Genomic DNA, 12,966 nt, shown 5'->3' on the forward strand with positions numbered 1-12,966 from the left:
AGAAATAAGAATTTTCAACGCACAGATAAGTCTGTACATGCTTCTTTATTCAGAATTCAAGAAGCGAGACACCAGAACTTTAATCAGTTCCATAAGAAGAACGGAACTGAGTTGATTAAGAGTATAGATAAAGCTGCGATTGCCTTTGTTCCTAAAGAGTTACAAATCTATCACTTGATATCTGTTGTAACCTTGATAACACTAAAACGTAAAGAACAATTAAAATCTTCATTTTCTAATGCCTGGTTTCAAATTTACACTTTGATAAACCAACGTTGTCGATACATCAGAACACCAACAGCCCACCACAACAACACGGTGACTATGGCAAATAACAGAGAACCATTCAGAAGTCCCGCCCAAGATGCGAAACAGTTATGGTAAATCCAATTGTAGGTACTGGGAGCATCTTTACCTGTGCCGATAGTGGTTTTCACTAAGATCTTAATCAACAAAACCGATGGGACAAAAAGTGCGATCGCATTTAAGCCCATAATTTCAAAAGGTTTACTCCAGCGACGATTTAGCCGCACTTCGATGAGTTCATAACAGGCTGCTAGCAAAAGTAACGCCCAACCGGTTGTCAAGACTACATAAGAACTTGTCCACAGCTTTTTGTTAATAGGGAATGTCCACCCCCACGCCCAACCGATAATTAAACAACCAACTCCAAATAATCCTAACCCGATACTTGTACGTGATTGTACAGGTTGACTGCGTATCCATTGACCGGTCAAGTAGCCAGCTAGAACGCTGGCGATCGCGGGAATCGTACTGAATAGTCCCTCTGGATCTCCCATAAATTTGAAACCATCACCTTTATACAGGTGCGCTTTGGGAATAATCAAGCGGTCAATATAAGCGCCAAAATTCCCTTCTCGTGTCAAAACTCCCGCGCCATATTCTGGTACTGGTAGATACATCATCATTAACCAGTAGCCGATGAGGATCGCTGCTGCGAGTATCCATTGCCCTTTGCGCGGAAGGTTAAGAACTATCAAGGAAGCCAGCAGATAGGTAATACTAATGCGTTGTAACACCCCCATAATGCGGATACTACTCAAATCAAAAGTCCAAACACCTTGATTCCAAAAGCCATTTAGCAGCAATCCCAAGGCGAAGAGAATAGCGGCGCGGCGTAAGATGCGCCAGTAAATAGCTGAGGTTGGTTTGTTATCTTCGGTGTACTTTGACAGCGAGAAAGTCATCGCTACACCAACAATAAAGAGAAAGAAAGGGAATACCAAGTCAGTTGGTGTGCAGCCGTGCCAATCGGCGTGGGCTAAGGGAGGATATACATCATCTGCGACTCCCGCCATATTGACGAGAATCATAGCAGCGATCGTAATGCCGCGAAAAACATCCAGTGAAGTCAGGCGCATAGCATAAGGTAAATTTGTTATTTGATGAGTATCTACGCTACCCCGCCTTGTGCAGGTAATCAAGCAAAATTTATATACTCGGATACAAGGTAAAATTTTGTTAAATAATTACCATCACTTGTTATGCCAATCAAAGTTGGAGATACCGCTCCTAATTTCACCCTACCTGCTCAAAACGGCTCAACAGTTAGCCTCCAAGATTTTCGCGGCACAAAAGCTGTTGTCCTATATTTTTACCCCAAGGATGATACACCCGGATGTACGGCTGAATCCTGCGCCTTTCGCGATCAGTATGAAGTGTTTAAAAACGCTGGTGCTGAAGTTGTTGGCGTGAGTGCTGACTCTAGCGAATCTCACCAGAAATTTGCTGCAAAATATAATCTACCTTTTACCCTGTTAACTGACAAAGGCGACCAAGTACGGAAGCTATATGGTGCAACAGCAGCCTTTGGCTTATTCCCTGGTCGCGTTACTTACGTCATTGACCAACAAGGAGTTGTGCAATACGTGTTTGATTCAATGTTCAACTTTAAAGGTCATGTTGAAGAAGCATTGAAAACTTTGCAACAGCTTGTGAAATGAGGAAATTGGGAATTGGGAATTGGGAATTGAAAAGAGGCAGAGGGGAAAACTAATCTCCCTGCTCCCTGCTCCCTGCTCCCTTGCTTCTTCCCCATTCCCCATTCCCTATTTAGTCGAATGCAACTTTTCCGGCATGACAATATTTACGTGGCTTGCCTTGCCATTCTTGCCATTAGTATGACCGTTACCATTGCGGGGATGAATTACACCATAACCGCCGTGGTTGCGTTCGTAAATTACATTAATCTCTCCAGTTTCGGAATTGCGGAACATATAAAAGTCGTGTCCTACGAGTTGCAGTTGTTCTAGGGCTTCTGCAAGGGTCATCGGTGGCATGGAAAAATATTTGGTACGGACGACTTCGTTAGGCAATTCGGGGGTGCGATCGCCAATTAAATCTGTGACTACTGACTCTGCAACAACTACTTCTGTTGATTGGGACTGAGTTTTCTGGTCTTGACGACGTTCTTTGTATTTTCGCAGTTGACGGGCAATTTTATCTGCAACTAAGTCAATGCTGGCATATAGGCTTTCACTACTTTCCTCAGCACGGATAATGCTACCACTAGCATAAATAGTTACTTCAGCTGCTTGTCTAGTATTAATTCGGGGATTACGGGCGACGCTGAGATGCACATCCACTTCATTTGTAATGCTCTGAAAGTGACTAACTGCTTTTTCAATCTTTTGATGTACATACTCACGAATCGCATCGGTAATTTCAATATTTTTGCCGTGGATGACAAGCTTCATGTAAACTCTCCCACTGAATATTTCATGTGTGAATTTGCTTTGTATGAAAAGAAATTGCGGTAAGGTCTATTACTCCCGCCAAAACAAATTGTGAACTCTTGCTATTTACTGCCAGTAAGCTGTCTCTAAGCTTACTGCATCTGAGTTTTTACTCAATTATACCCTTGATTTCTTCCTCATCTCTGCGCTGATATCCAATTGGATTTGCACATAGAACTCTTTGGTGAGGAAATTTGAGCAGTAGCTCACGTAACTTTCTCTTGTGTTAAAAAAACGCTTACAGAACTATTGATAGTTGCTCCTTCTGTGTCTGGTTGAGGTTTTCCCACTGTTGATCAAAAACACGAGTCTTTGTAGAAGTTGATCTTGCTTGTATTTTAAACAAGATTATTAGAGTCATCAGCCAGTGCATAGTTCTTATTGTCTTGGCATGATGCTTATTGCAGAGAATTCCTCCTAAAAACCTATTGAGGTTGTATATTCAAGCTAGCACTTTGTATTTTCTAATGCATATTCCCTTGACCTTCCTTTAAAATCCTTTGCAAATCTTGACATTTTTTGACTCCAATCCTGTAAATTGAAATATATTTCGTCCTCAATGCAGTTGATTTTGGGCATAATCCGTAGTATGGAACCACACAAAAACCGTTGTTTGTTGTATAACCAAGGATTAATGCCTTACTTAGATGCTCATGGATGGCAGCGATCGCTCCTCACTAAGCGCATCCATGACCCTGGTCTAGATGACGTGTTAATTTTGCTAGAACATCCACCCGTTTACACTCTGGGGCAAGGAAGCAACTCAGATTTTCTCAAGTTTGACATTGACAAAAGTCAATATAATGTGCATCGAATTGAACGGGGTGGTGAGGTTACTTACCATTGTCCCGGTCAACTGGTAGGATATCCGATTTTAAATCTGCAACGTTATCGTAAAGACCTCCATTGGTACTTACGGCAACTCGAAGAAGTCATAATTCGCGTATTGGCAATTTATCGGTTGCAGGGAGAAAGAATTCCAGCTTTTACAGGCGTTTGGTTGCAAGGGCGAAAAGTTGCAGCTATTGGCATTAAAGTCAGTCGGTGGATTACCATGCATGGCTTTGCATTAAATGTTTGTCCAGACATGACAGGCTTTGAGCGCATCGTCCCCTGCGGTATTTCTGATAAACCTGTAGGTAGTTTAGCCGAATGGATTCCAGGTATTACTTGCCAAGAAGTGCGTTTTTATGTAGCACAGTGCTTTGCTGAAGTTTTTGGGGTGGAATTAGTGGAGTCGCAGCCTCAAGAATTTTTCCGGTCTGAGTAAATTCAGGTTGTAATTATGTAAGAAATACTATAGTAGTCCTATTTAAAATGTGAGACACTTATGAAAGTAGAGCGTATTTAGTAGTATCAAAATAACTATTTAACTACGGCTCTTAAAGCTAAAATCTGATTATTTACAAATTTCCATACTAAATTTATACGGCACTCAAGCACAATTTTGCGCGTGAATTACTCAAATAATCTCCAGGTATATGCCCCTTCGTTAACGTCTTTGAGAGAACGTGATTGGACAGCTTTGATAGAACTATTTGATAGAGACGATGGTGATGAAATTGAAGCCGATATCAGTGGTAGTTTATTTTGGCTGATACCTGAACCTTGTTGGGAAGATGATCCCTTTGATTTCTTGCGCGAATACCTTTGAAGAGTGGGGAGTGAATAGTTAGGAGTGATGAGTTTAAAAGAAGTCTTGAATTTATAACTCGTAACTCCTAACTATCTATCGTTAAGGCGACTGAGGAAAATACGTAGGCGATCGCTTTGGGGATTGGTCAGTACTTCGTAAGCTGGGCCTTGTTCTGTCACAATTCCTTTGTCTAAAAATATCACCTGATGGGCTACTTCTTTTGCAAATTGCATTTCATGGGTGACAACCACCATTGTCATCCCTTCTGCTGCTAATTGTTGCATCACTTGCAAAACCTCGCCAACGAGTTCGGGATCTAGGGCGCTGGTGGGTTCATCAAATAGCATGATTTGGGGATTCATACATAAGCTACGGGCGATCGCTACTCGTTGCTTTTGTCCGCCAGAAAGTTGTTCGGGATAAGTAGATGCTTTGTCATGTAAGCCGACTTTTTCTAAATATAATCTCGCTAGTTGGGCGCTTTCTTTCGGTGTTTTACCCAAAACTTTCCGAGGAGCGAGTGTCATATTTTCTAGGACGCTGAGATGAGGAAATAGGTTAAACTGTTGAAAAACCATACCTACTTGTGTCCGTAGTTGCCGCAGTTGACTATAGTTGACAGTAGGACGAGATAAGTTGATACCGTTGATTATTAAACGCCCGTTGTCAATGGTTTCTAGGCGATTAAAGCAGCGTAATAGGGTACTTTTACCACAGCCGGAAGAACCGATAACTGCAACGACTTCTCCTCGGTTGATTTCGCCGGTGATTCCTTTAAGGACTTTGAGGGAACCAAAGTTTTTTTCAATATTGTCAAAAATAATGGCGGTCATGGTATTGTTGATTACTTATGTCAAACAATTTGGGATTAATCACGACCACAAGAGTACTGGGCTGGTCATAGCGCTGTGTCTCGTAAGTAATAACATATTTGTTTATATTAGGACTCCTATTTGGTTTTTGAACAAAATTAAGTATTGTAGGGGAGCCAGTGCGTTGCGGTGAATCCATCGCTGTAGGCGGGTTTCCCAACCTAGGCTACTGGTGAACTCGAAGGGGGGTTCCCTCCGTTGTAGCAACTGGCGTTGTGTTATAACGAAGTTCGTAACGTACCATTATCAAGGGTTTGGTGCCGTACTCTCCGCGATCACACCCTACGGATATTTTCTCCAAATCAAACCGGATTCCTATATATACAGGACTAGCCCTTTCAAGGTGACTCGAAAAATTTCTTTTTTCTCTCCGTGTTCTCTGCGCCTCTGCGGTTCAAAAGTAATTTATTTAACCACAGAGGCAATAGAGTTGCCAGTGCGCCCTTGCGGTTCCCCGACTTCAACTGGTGCGACACAGAGATAAGAGGTAATAAAGGGAATTTTTTAAGCAAAATTTTTACCCACCTTGAAAGGGCTAGTTTCAGACCACTAGGCTAACTTTGAGCATCCAGCGCGTTAAGTAGCTTGACTTCATCAGCAAAATTAGCCCATCGGACAAAGTGAAATGGGCCGGCAATCGAACCCCACAGACGTTCATCAGTGTCTAAATCCCTTCCCCGGTCGAGGCTGAAAAATTCTTTAGCGTCAATCTCAAATTCGTTATCTAGATAAGTATTTTTGCCGTCACGAACCACAATGCAGCCTTTACCAGGTTCAACCCTGCCTTTAAAGCTCTTACCTGTCCACTCTACGACCATGTTGCAACCTGACATTTTTTCCAATTGGTCAACGGATAAATCTTTTAAACGTTCAGGTTCACGAGATGCACCGTAAAATTTTTGTTCTTCTTTAAGGGTGTAGTGTTCAATAATAATGTGGTTTTCTGTCGGAATCAACTTCATTACCCGCATTCGGTAGGGTTGATTGAGCATGAAATCATAAGCTTGTTCGAGAAACAAACTTACTCCTGAGAACAATTCCCAGGGAAGGGGACGGATACACACCCGAATGTGGGCATAAAAAGGCGGATTTTCAAAAGCTTGTTCTTGATTACTAAAATCAGCTGCCATCCATTGGGCTAAGGTAGCAATATCAGTAGAATGAGTCACGTCGCTTTGCTCCGAATTAAAAATTCAAAATAAATAATCCCTAAATTCCTCTTTAAGCTGCTTACTCCGTGTACTCTGCGTCTGGAGTGGTTAAATGAATTATTTTTACACCGCAGAGGCACAAAGAACACAGAGAAAAAACAATTTTATTTTACGAGTCATTTTGAAAGGGCTGGTTCTAGATATTACGATCGCTTGTATTTCCAGGCTGCTTAAAATCCCATTGCTTCAGCGACTGCGCCCAATTCGGCTGCAATCCCCTGTTTAAATTGACTGTGATTGTGTTTAATGGCTGTATCTGGGTCTTTAAGACCATTGCCTGTGAGGACACAAACTACTGTCGCCCCTGTCGGAATTTGGTCTCTCACCTGTAATAAACCGGCTACAGAGGCGGCGCTAGCAGGTTCGCAGAAGATCCCTTCTGATGATGCTAAAAGTCGATAGGCATCAAGAATTTCTGCATCGGTAACGGCATGGAAATTTCCCTGACTTGCGGTTTGGGCTGCGATCGCTAATTCCCAGCTAGCGGGGTTGCCAATGCGAATTGCTGTTGCGAGGGTTTCGGGATGCGCTACGGGCTGACCATGTACTAATGGGGCTGCACCTGCGGCTTGGAATCCCATCATTCGGGGTAAGCGATCGCACTTTCCATCTTGATGATATTGACAAAACCCCATCCAATATGCTGTGATGTTTCCCGCATTACCTACGGGAATACATAGCCAGTCTGGGGCATCACCCAGCGCATCGACGATTTCAAAAGCTCCTGTTTTCTGCCCTTCTAGGCGGTAGGGATTGACCGAATTCACCAATGTTACCGGATAGCTTTCGGCCATTTCGCGGACAATTTCTAGCGCTTGGTCAAAATTCCCTTTAATTGCCAATACTTCTGCACCGTAAAGTAATGCTTGGGCTAACTTGCCCAGCGCCACATAACCGTCGGGAATTAATACAAAGGCATTCATCCCCCCACGTCTGGCATAAGCGGCGGCGGCGGCTGAGGTGTTACCCGTGCTGGCACAAATTACTGCTTTTGCTCCTGCTTCCTTGGCCTTGGAAATTGCCATAGTCATCCCCCGGTCTTTGAAGCTACCGGTAGGGTTCAGACCGTCGTATTTTACAAAAACTCTTACTTGTCTGCCAATACGTTCTGCGATCGCTGGCACTGGTATTAGAGGTGTGTTACCCTCCAACAAAGTAACAATCGGTGTTTTTTCGCTGACAGGCAAGTATTGGCGATAGGCTTCTATCAGTCCGGGCCAGGGTTGGCGATGAGATACAGCAGCAGACAGGCTCAAAGTCACGGGATTTAAAATTTCTTAATGTAAGGATTGGATATTTAGAAAGAGTGGCAAATGGAAGCGCCGGATGGGGAAGAGGAAAAAGCTAAATTCTTTTCCACTTCCCAGATCCTTAAATTCCGAAAGAATATTACTTAAGAATATGATTTTTTGGGTTGCAGGTGTTTCACTTGCCATTTTTATTTAGAATATCTGTCTATCTTAACCGTCATGGCCACCTTCTATTCAACAAATTGCCCGACATATTTTCATAATTTAGCGGAATTCTTGATGTAGTCTAAATATAATTCGTGCGTAAATTCCCTTAAGAATGTTACTATAATTCATACACTCATCAAAGATTGCTAAGTACTGTCCAGCGAAGGGAAGCGTTGCACATTTGGGTAGCTGTTTTCTTTGGAACACAGCTATTGCGATCGCAGTCTCTTATCATTGAACCCAAAACCCATTAGAGTAATTGATGAGAAATATACAATGTTTTAATAAAGCTTAAAAGAGCATTATTATAATATTTCTAATGGTGTGAGTTAAATTGTGGATTTAATTAACGATGCCTACTTGTTTATCTAGTGTTTCCGATCTCGAGTCCCAGGCTAACTGGGTCAGTAAGTTGACCAAGTCTTATTATCAAGACGATCAGCAAGCTAAGTTTATGCATTTACAAGCAGAGGTAGACTCTCTGTTGCAGCAGTTAGAAAACCTGAAGAATCAACGTCTAGCCGAAAATAACCAAAAAGAATAAGACAATTTTGGATTTTGGATTTTGGATTTTGGATTGACCCCACGGATAAATCCGTGGGCTAAAATCCTTGTATAAAAACGTCTTTAAACTTTGAATTTTGTCGGCTGCCTTCCCGGAGGCTATTTTGAGTTGCTAAGAAAGGGGGTGCTATTCAAAGCGCTGATTTTTCTCTGACCAGCGCTTCAAAGTGTAGTTATGAGCATTTTCTACTAATAAAGCTAAGGATTGCACGTCTGAAAGCTTGGCGATCGCAGAAAGTCTTTGTAAGTCATTTCCTGTAAAATCATTGTAAATGACTTGATTGCGATCGGACAAAATTATAGTCCGGTCGCGGCGTTCCTCTGTGTTTTGCACCTGATTTTCGGTTGGAGACTGATTCAAAGATGCTATGGCTGCTGCGGAGATAGTCAGTATTATTTCTGGTTTAGCGTTATTTGTTAAATCAATCACTTGAACTGGCCAATCACCCAATTTTCCCTGCATTTCCTCAAAGCTAGGAATAGCACCAGCCGCAAGTTCACCAGATTGCTGTAAAGATTGCCACAGACTCGATAATATTACCTTCACCCCTTGGGGATTTTGTTGATACAGTTGTTGTAGAGTGATGGGAGATGGTTGTACCCATTCCAATGCTGCATTTGTCAGCGCCAAAGGTTTGGGTTGGAGAACATCGTTTTGATTCTCTGGAATTTTTGGCCCAGCAGCTAATAGGCGCAAAGCTTTACCCTGTAGTTGCACCGCTTTGATAGCAGCTATAGTAATTTGTTGTTCTCCATTTGGCAACCAGACTATAATCTGGATTTCCGGGTCAGAAGTGATTCCCAAAGTTTTCCAGAAAAATTTGGCGGCATCGGTTTTTGGTGGGGTCAAATTCTCAAAGGGCGAATTTAGCCAGCTTTTACCGTCATTAAATGCACTTACCTCTACCTGATACCAAACTTGATTATCTGTGAGTTTTAAGTCTGCTGGAGAATTTAGTTGCAGCCATTCGGTGCTAGTAACTTGAGTAATTGCTTGCACCGTCCCAACAATCTGACTAGGGTGACTAGAGGATATCTGCGAATTTGCACCCTCACTATTGAGTCTTGCTAACAGACCTTGAATATAGGCAAGATTATCTTTGGTAATTTTTGGTTGCGTCTTCAACCAGGAATTAGCATGTTCTTCTCCTCGCTGAACTGCTAAAATCAAAGCGAACCAAGCTTGCACGTCTAGTCTATTTGGGTTCACCCGCAATGCTGCCGTAGTGCGATTCCACAACCGATTTTTATCAGCTTTGAGTAGAGTAGCAACCTCTTTGACATTATGTGGCGACGCTTCAAACACCTGTAAAGCTTTCCCCCAGCGACCATCAATCAAATCTGCTAGCACTTCTTGACTAGGACTCGCCCAATTTTTATCGGCTTGAGTTTTAGTAAATTGGGAATGCAAGCGAATCAAATCCATTTGTGCTTGCGCCGCTTGTGAAAAAACTTCTTTGTGCTGCTTCTTGATGAATTTCAACCATTCAAAAGCAGGTGTCCACAGTCCACTACGGGCAATTGCTAGGGCATTTTGGTATGCAGAATCCTTAAAGCTTGGTGATTTGAGGGTAATTGCCTCCAATTCAATTGGTTTGAAAAATAATTTGAGAGGCTTGACTTGGTAAACCTGTAAATTCGGTTCTAAACCTACTGTTTGATCGACAACTAACTCTTTTGTAGCATTACCAGTTACCTGTTGCCATTTGGGTAATTGTCCGTTGAGACTTCTCCAAAACAACATTTGTAGTAAATTGGTGCGTTCGGGATTGTAGTATACAATATTACCGTAAGTGATTGTACTGCTTCCTTGTTGACGCTTACCCCACAAATTAAACCAAACCCCTGGTGATGGTGTGCCACCCTCAAAGCGTTGTACTTCAGTTAAAGGTAGAGAAATGCTGATATCTTGAGGTTCTGATGTTCCATCAAGTGAGGAAGAAATCACAAAGGATTCTTCTGGCCCAGTTACAGGTAATTGAGTCGTTAGATAGTAATAATTTTCTGACTGAGATTTAAACTCTAACTCTTTTGATAGCTCGTAAACCCTGAGTTCTACAAGTTCTTGACAATCAGATTGACAATTAGCACGCTGTTGAAAAACTGGTAGTAAAAACGAGTTTTTCCCATCCTGATATAAAGGCAGAGTTTCCCCAAATATTTGGTTTTTTTGACTCAAATTGAGTTGGATTTGTTTGAGGGTTTGGGGGCGTTCGTGCTTGCCAAGGGGGATTTGTGCCCATGTAGGTAAAATTTTATTTAGCCAGCTTACCTGGTCTGGATTGAAGATGAAGAGAACACTAATCCAGGCAAAAGCCATAATTAGACTAGCACTACTCAACAGAATTGCGTAGCTTGCCACTGTAGGCATCGCTAGATTTCCCCGTTTGAGCTTTTTCTGAGGTTTTTTAGCGACGCGCTTCATACCTGCATGGGGCTTATTTTGTTTCGAGGCTTTTGGTGTCAGCTTGCGTGAACGATTTGCCATAGATTGGGAATTAGAAATTGAATTGGGGATTGAGAAAACTCTTTCCTAGTTCCCAGTACCTAGTCCCCAGCGATCGCTGAGATTTGTCAAAGTGTCCCCCAATACCCAATACCCTGTTATACTCCCCCTTTCAGAAGTTGCCCAGAAGAATTAAAGGACTTGCCAATACCCAATGCCCAATGCCCATTGAAAAAATAAATTTATCGCCAGAATGATGTTCATTAGTACCACTAACATCTAAGCTAGTACGGGTGAACTATATGCAGCATAGAATGTCTGACTTAATTCTGTTTTGGCATCGGCGCGATTTACGCATTTCTGACAATACGGGACTGGCTGCGGCTAAACGGCAGAGTCCAAAGGTGGTGGGCGTGTTTTGCCTCGATCCGCATATTCTAGAACGTGATGATATTGCTCCTGTGAGAGTAACTTACATGATTGGGTGTTTGCAGAAACTCCAAGAGCGATATGCTCAAATTGGTAGCCAGTTATTAATACTCCATGCCGATCCTGTACAAGCGATACCAGCTTTAGCAGAGGCATTAAATGCCAAAGCTGTTTTTTGGAATTGGGATGTAGAACCTTATTCGCAAAAACGCGATCGCAATATTATAAACGCCCTCAAAGAAAAAGGTATTGAGTTTCTTAATCAAAACTGGGATCAAATCCTCAATTCCCCAGACGAGATCCGCACTGGTGGTAACAGTCCTTACACTGTTTACACCCCCTTCTGGAAAAATTGGATTACCAAACCGAAAGCGAACCCAGTAGAAACACCGCAAAATGTTGAGGGTTTAACAGAAGCTGAACAGAAAATTGCAAAACTTGCAGGAGCGATCGCATTACCTTCAGCAAAAGATTTAGGGTTTATTTGGGATGAACCATTAATTATTGCACCGGGAGAAGCAGCGGCGCAAGAACGATTAGAAGAATTTACTTATAAAGCTATTGTTGAATACCAAGAACAACGAAATTTCCCCGCAGTTGACGGCACATCGCAACTGAGTGCAGCTTTAAAATTTGGCGTAATTGGCATTCGCACCGTTTGGCAAGCCACTATAGAAGCACTAGAAAACAGCCCCAGTGAGGAAACAGCAGTTAATATTCGCACATGGCAACAAGAATTAGCTTGGCGGGAATTTTATCAACATGCAATGTATAACTTCCCGGAATTAGCTGATGGTGCTTTTCGCGACACCTTTAAGAACTTTCCTTGGGAAACTAATGAAGAACATTTCCAAGCTTGGTGTGAAGGAAGAACTGGCTACCCCATTGTAGATGCAGCAATGCGCCAGTTAAACGAAAGCGGCTGGATGCATAACCGTTGTCGAATGATTGTTGCTAGTTTCCTCACCAAAGACTTACTAATTAATCCCCAATTGGGAGAAAAATACTTTATGCAGAAGCTGATTGATGGTGATTTATCTGCTAATAATGGCGGTTGGCAATGGAGTGCTTCTAGCGGTATGGATCCTAAACCTGTGCGGATTTTCAACCCAGCCAGTCAAACACAAAAATTTGATCCAGAGGGAGAATATATTCGGCAATGGGTATCAGAATTGCGGTCTGTAGATACAGAATATTTAGTTACTGGGAAGATTCCACCTTTAGAACGTCATGCTGTTGAATATCCTGATCCAATTGTGGATCATAAAATACAGCAACAAAAGTTTAAACAGCTTTATCAACAGCAAAAAAATAGTCTTCACTAGGTACACGAGAAATTGCCCATAAGATGAGCAGGAAGATTAAGTACTTTATCTGGGTAGAGCGATCGCTTGTCTTTGACACTTCCTTCCCCAAAAGGGTACGCCAACGTCTTCTAGTACAGCGATCGCACCCAGATAGATATTGCCAAACTTTGAGCCTTGTTTGCATAATTTCGGATACATTACCGCAAATGCGCTGATATTTTATTTTCCCCTCTTCATAAATTCCGCAAAAACACCGTTACGCTATTTGTACTTGTGATCAAAACTTAG

12 protein-coding genes are annotated in these 12,966 nt (G+C 42.2%); 5 read left to right on the forward strand and 7 right to left on the reverse strand.

Annotated elements, in window-relative coordinates:
• Positions 1 to 254: 254 nt before the first annotated feature.
• Positions 255 to 1,382 (reverse strand): acyltransferase family protein, encoded by a 1,128-nt coding sequence (locus GTQ43_RS20120; protein WP_265274529.1) that lies wholly within the window; start codon positions 1,380 to 1,382, stop codon positions 255 to 257.
• 123 nt (positions 1,383 to 1,505) lie between these two features.
• Here GTQ43_RS20120 and GTQ43_RS20125 point away from each other — a divergent pair, with 123 nt between their 5' ends.
• A complete protein-coding gene (locus tag GTQ43_RS20125; RefSeq protein WP_265274530.1) occupies positions 1,506 to 1,964 on the forward strand; it encodes a peroxiredoxin in 459 nt (152 codons plus the stop codon).
• Between the two features lie 105 nt (positions 1,965 to 2,069).
• On the opposite strand, the gene hpf is transcribed toward GTQ43_RS20125, so the two are convergent.
• A complete protein-coding gene (gene hpf / locus GTQ43_RS20130) occupies positions 2,070 to 2,717 on the reverse strand; it encodes a ribosome hibernation-promoting factor, HPF/YfiA family (protein WP_265274531.1) in 648 nt (215 codons plus the stop codon).
• A 628-nt stretch (positions 2,718 to 3,345) separates the two neighbouring features.
• Here hpf and lipB point away from each other — a divergent pair.
• Together lipB and GTQ43_RS20140 are read left to right on the forward strand one after the other, a co-directional pair.
• The gene (gene lipB, locus GTQ43_RS20135; protein WP_414859128.1) at positions 3,346 to 4,026 is read left to right on the forward strand and encodes a lipoyl(octanoyl) transferase LipB; all 681 of its coding nucleotides are present in this window, start codon (positions 3,346 to 3,348) and stop codon (positions 4,024 to 4,026) included.
• Between the two features lie 183 nt (positions 4,027 to 4,209).
• Positions 4,210 to 4,410 carry a hypothetical protein gene (locus GTQ43_RS20140; protein WP_141699753.1) on the forward strand — a complete coding sequence of 67 codons (201 nt, stop codon included), beginning with the start codon at positions 4,210 to 4,212 and terminating at the stop codon, positions 4,408 to 4,410.
• Positions 4,411 to 4,481: 71 nt separating this feature from the next.
• On the opposite strand, the gene GTQ43_RS20145 is transcribed toward GTQ43_RS20140, so the two are convergent.
• The 3 genes from GTQ43_RS20145 to thrC all read right to left on the reverse strand — a co-directional run bounded on the left by GTQ43_RS20145 (position 4,482) and on the right by thrC (position 7,737).
• Positions 4,482 to 5,225, reverse strand: coding sequence for an amino acid ABC transporter ATP-binding protein (locus GTQ43_RS20145; RefSeq protein ID WP_265274532.1), 744 nt, complete (start codon positions 5,223 to 5,225; stop codon positions 4,482 to 4,484).
• Positions 5,226 to 5,818: 593 nt separating this feature from the next.
• A complete protein-coding gene (locus tag GTQ43_RS20150; protein ID WP_265274533.1) occupies positions 5,819 to 6,433 on the reverse strand; it encodes a chromophore lyase CpcT/CpeT in 615 nt (204 codons plus the stop codon).
• A gap of 212 nt (positions 6,434 to 6,645) precedes the next feature.
• Entirely contained in the window at positions 6,646 to 7,737 is a 1,092-nt protein-coding gene (gene thrC / locus GTQ43_RS20155; protein WP_265274534.1) for a threonine synthase, read from the reverse strand.
• Positions 7,738 to 8,284: 547 nt separating this feature from the next.
• On the opposite strand from thrC, the gene GTQ43_RS20160 reads away from it, so the two are divergent.
• The gene (locus GTQ43_RS20160) at positions 8,285 to 8,476 is read left to right on the forward strand and encodes a hypothetical protein (protein ID WP_265274535.1); all 192 of its coding nucleotides are present in this window, start codon (positions 8,285 to 8,287) and stop codon (positions 8,474 to 8,476) included.
• A gap of 147 nt (positions 8,477 to 8,623) precedes the next feature.
• On the opposite strand, the gene GTQ43_RS20165 is transcribed toward GTQ43_RS20160, so the two are convergent.
• Entirely contained in the window at positions 8,624 to 10,984 is a 2,361-nt protein-coding gene (locus GTQ43_RS20165; RefSeq protein ID WP_265274536.1) for a hypothetical protein, read from the reverse strand.
• 272 nt (positions 10,985 to 11,256) lie between these two features.
• Here GTQ43_RS20165 and GTQ43_RS20170 point away from each other — a divergent pair, with 272 nt between their 5' ends.
• On the forward strand, positions 11,257 to 12,696 hold the full coding sequence (locus GTQ43_RS20170) for a deoxyribodipyrimidine photo-lyase, 8-HDF type (RefSeq protein WP_265274537.1): 1,440 nt from the start codon (positions 11,257 to 11,259) through the stop codon (positions 12,694 to 12,696).
• 45 nt (positions 12,697 to 12,741) lie between these two features.
• On the opposite strand, the gene GTQ43_RS20175 is transcribed toward GTQ43_RS20170, so the two are convergent.
• A complete protein-coding gene (locus GTQ43_RS20175; protein WP_265274538.1) occupies positions 12,742 to 12,876 on the reverse strand; it encodes a hypothetical protein in 135 nt (44 codons plus the stop codon).
• Positions 12,877 to 12,966 lie beyond the last annotated feature (90 nt).

It is taken from the genome of Nostoc sp. KVJ3 (assembly GCF_026127265.1).
Lineage (GTDB): Bacteria > Cyanobacteriota > Cyanobacteriia > Cyanobacteriales > Nostocaceae > Nostoc.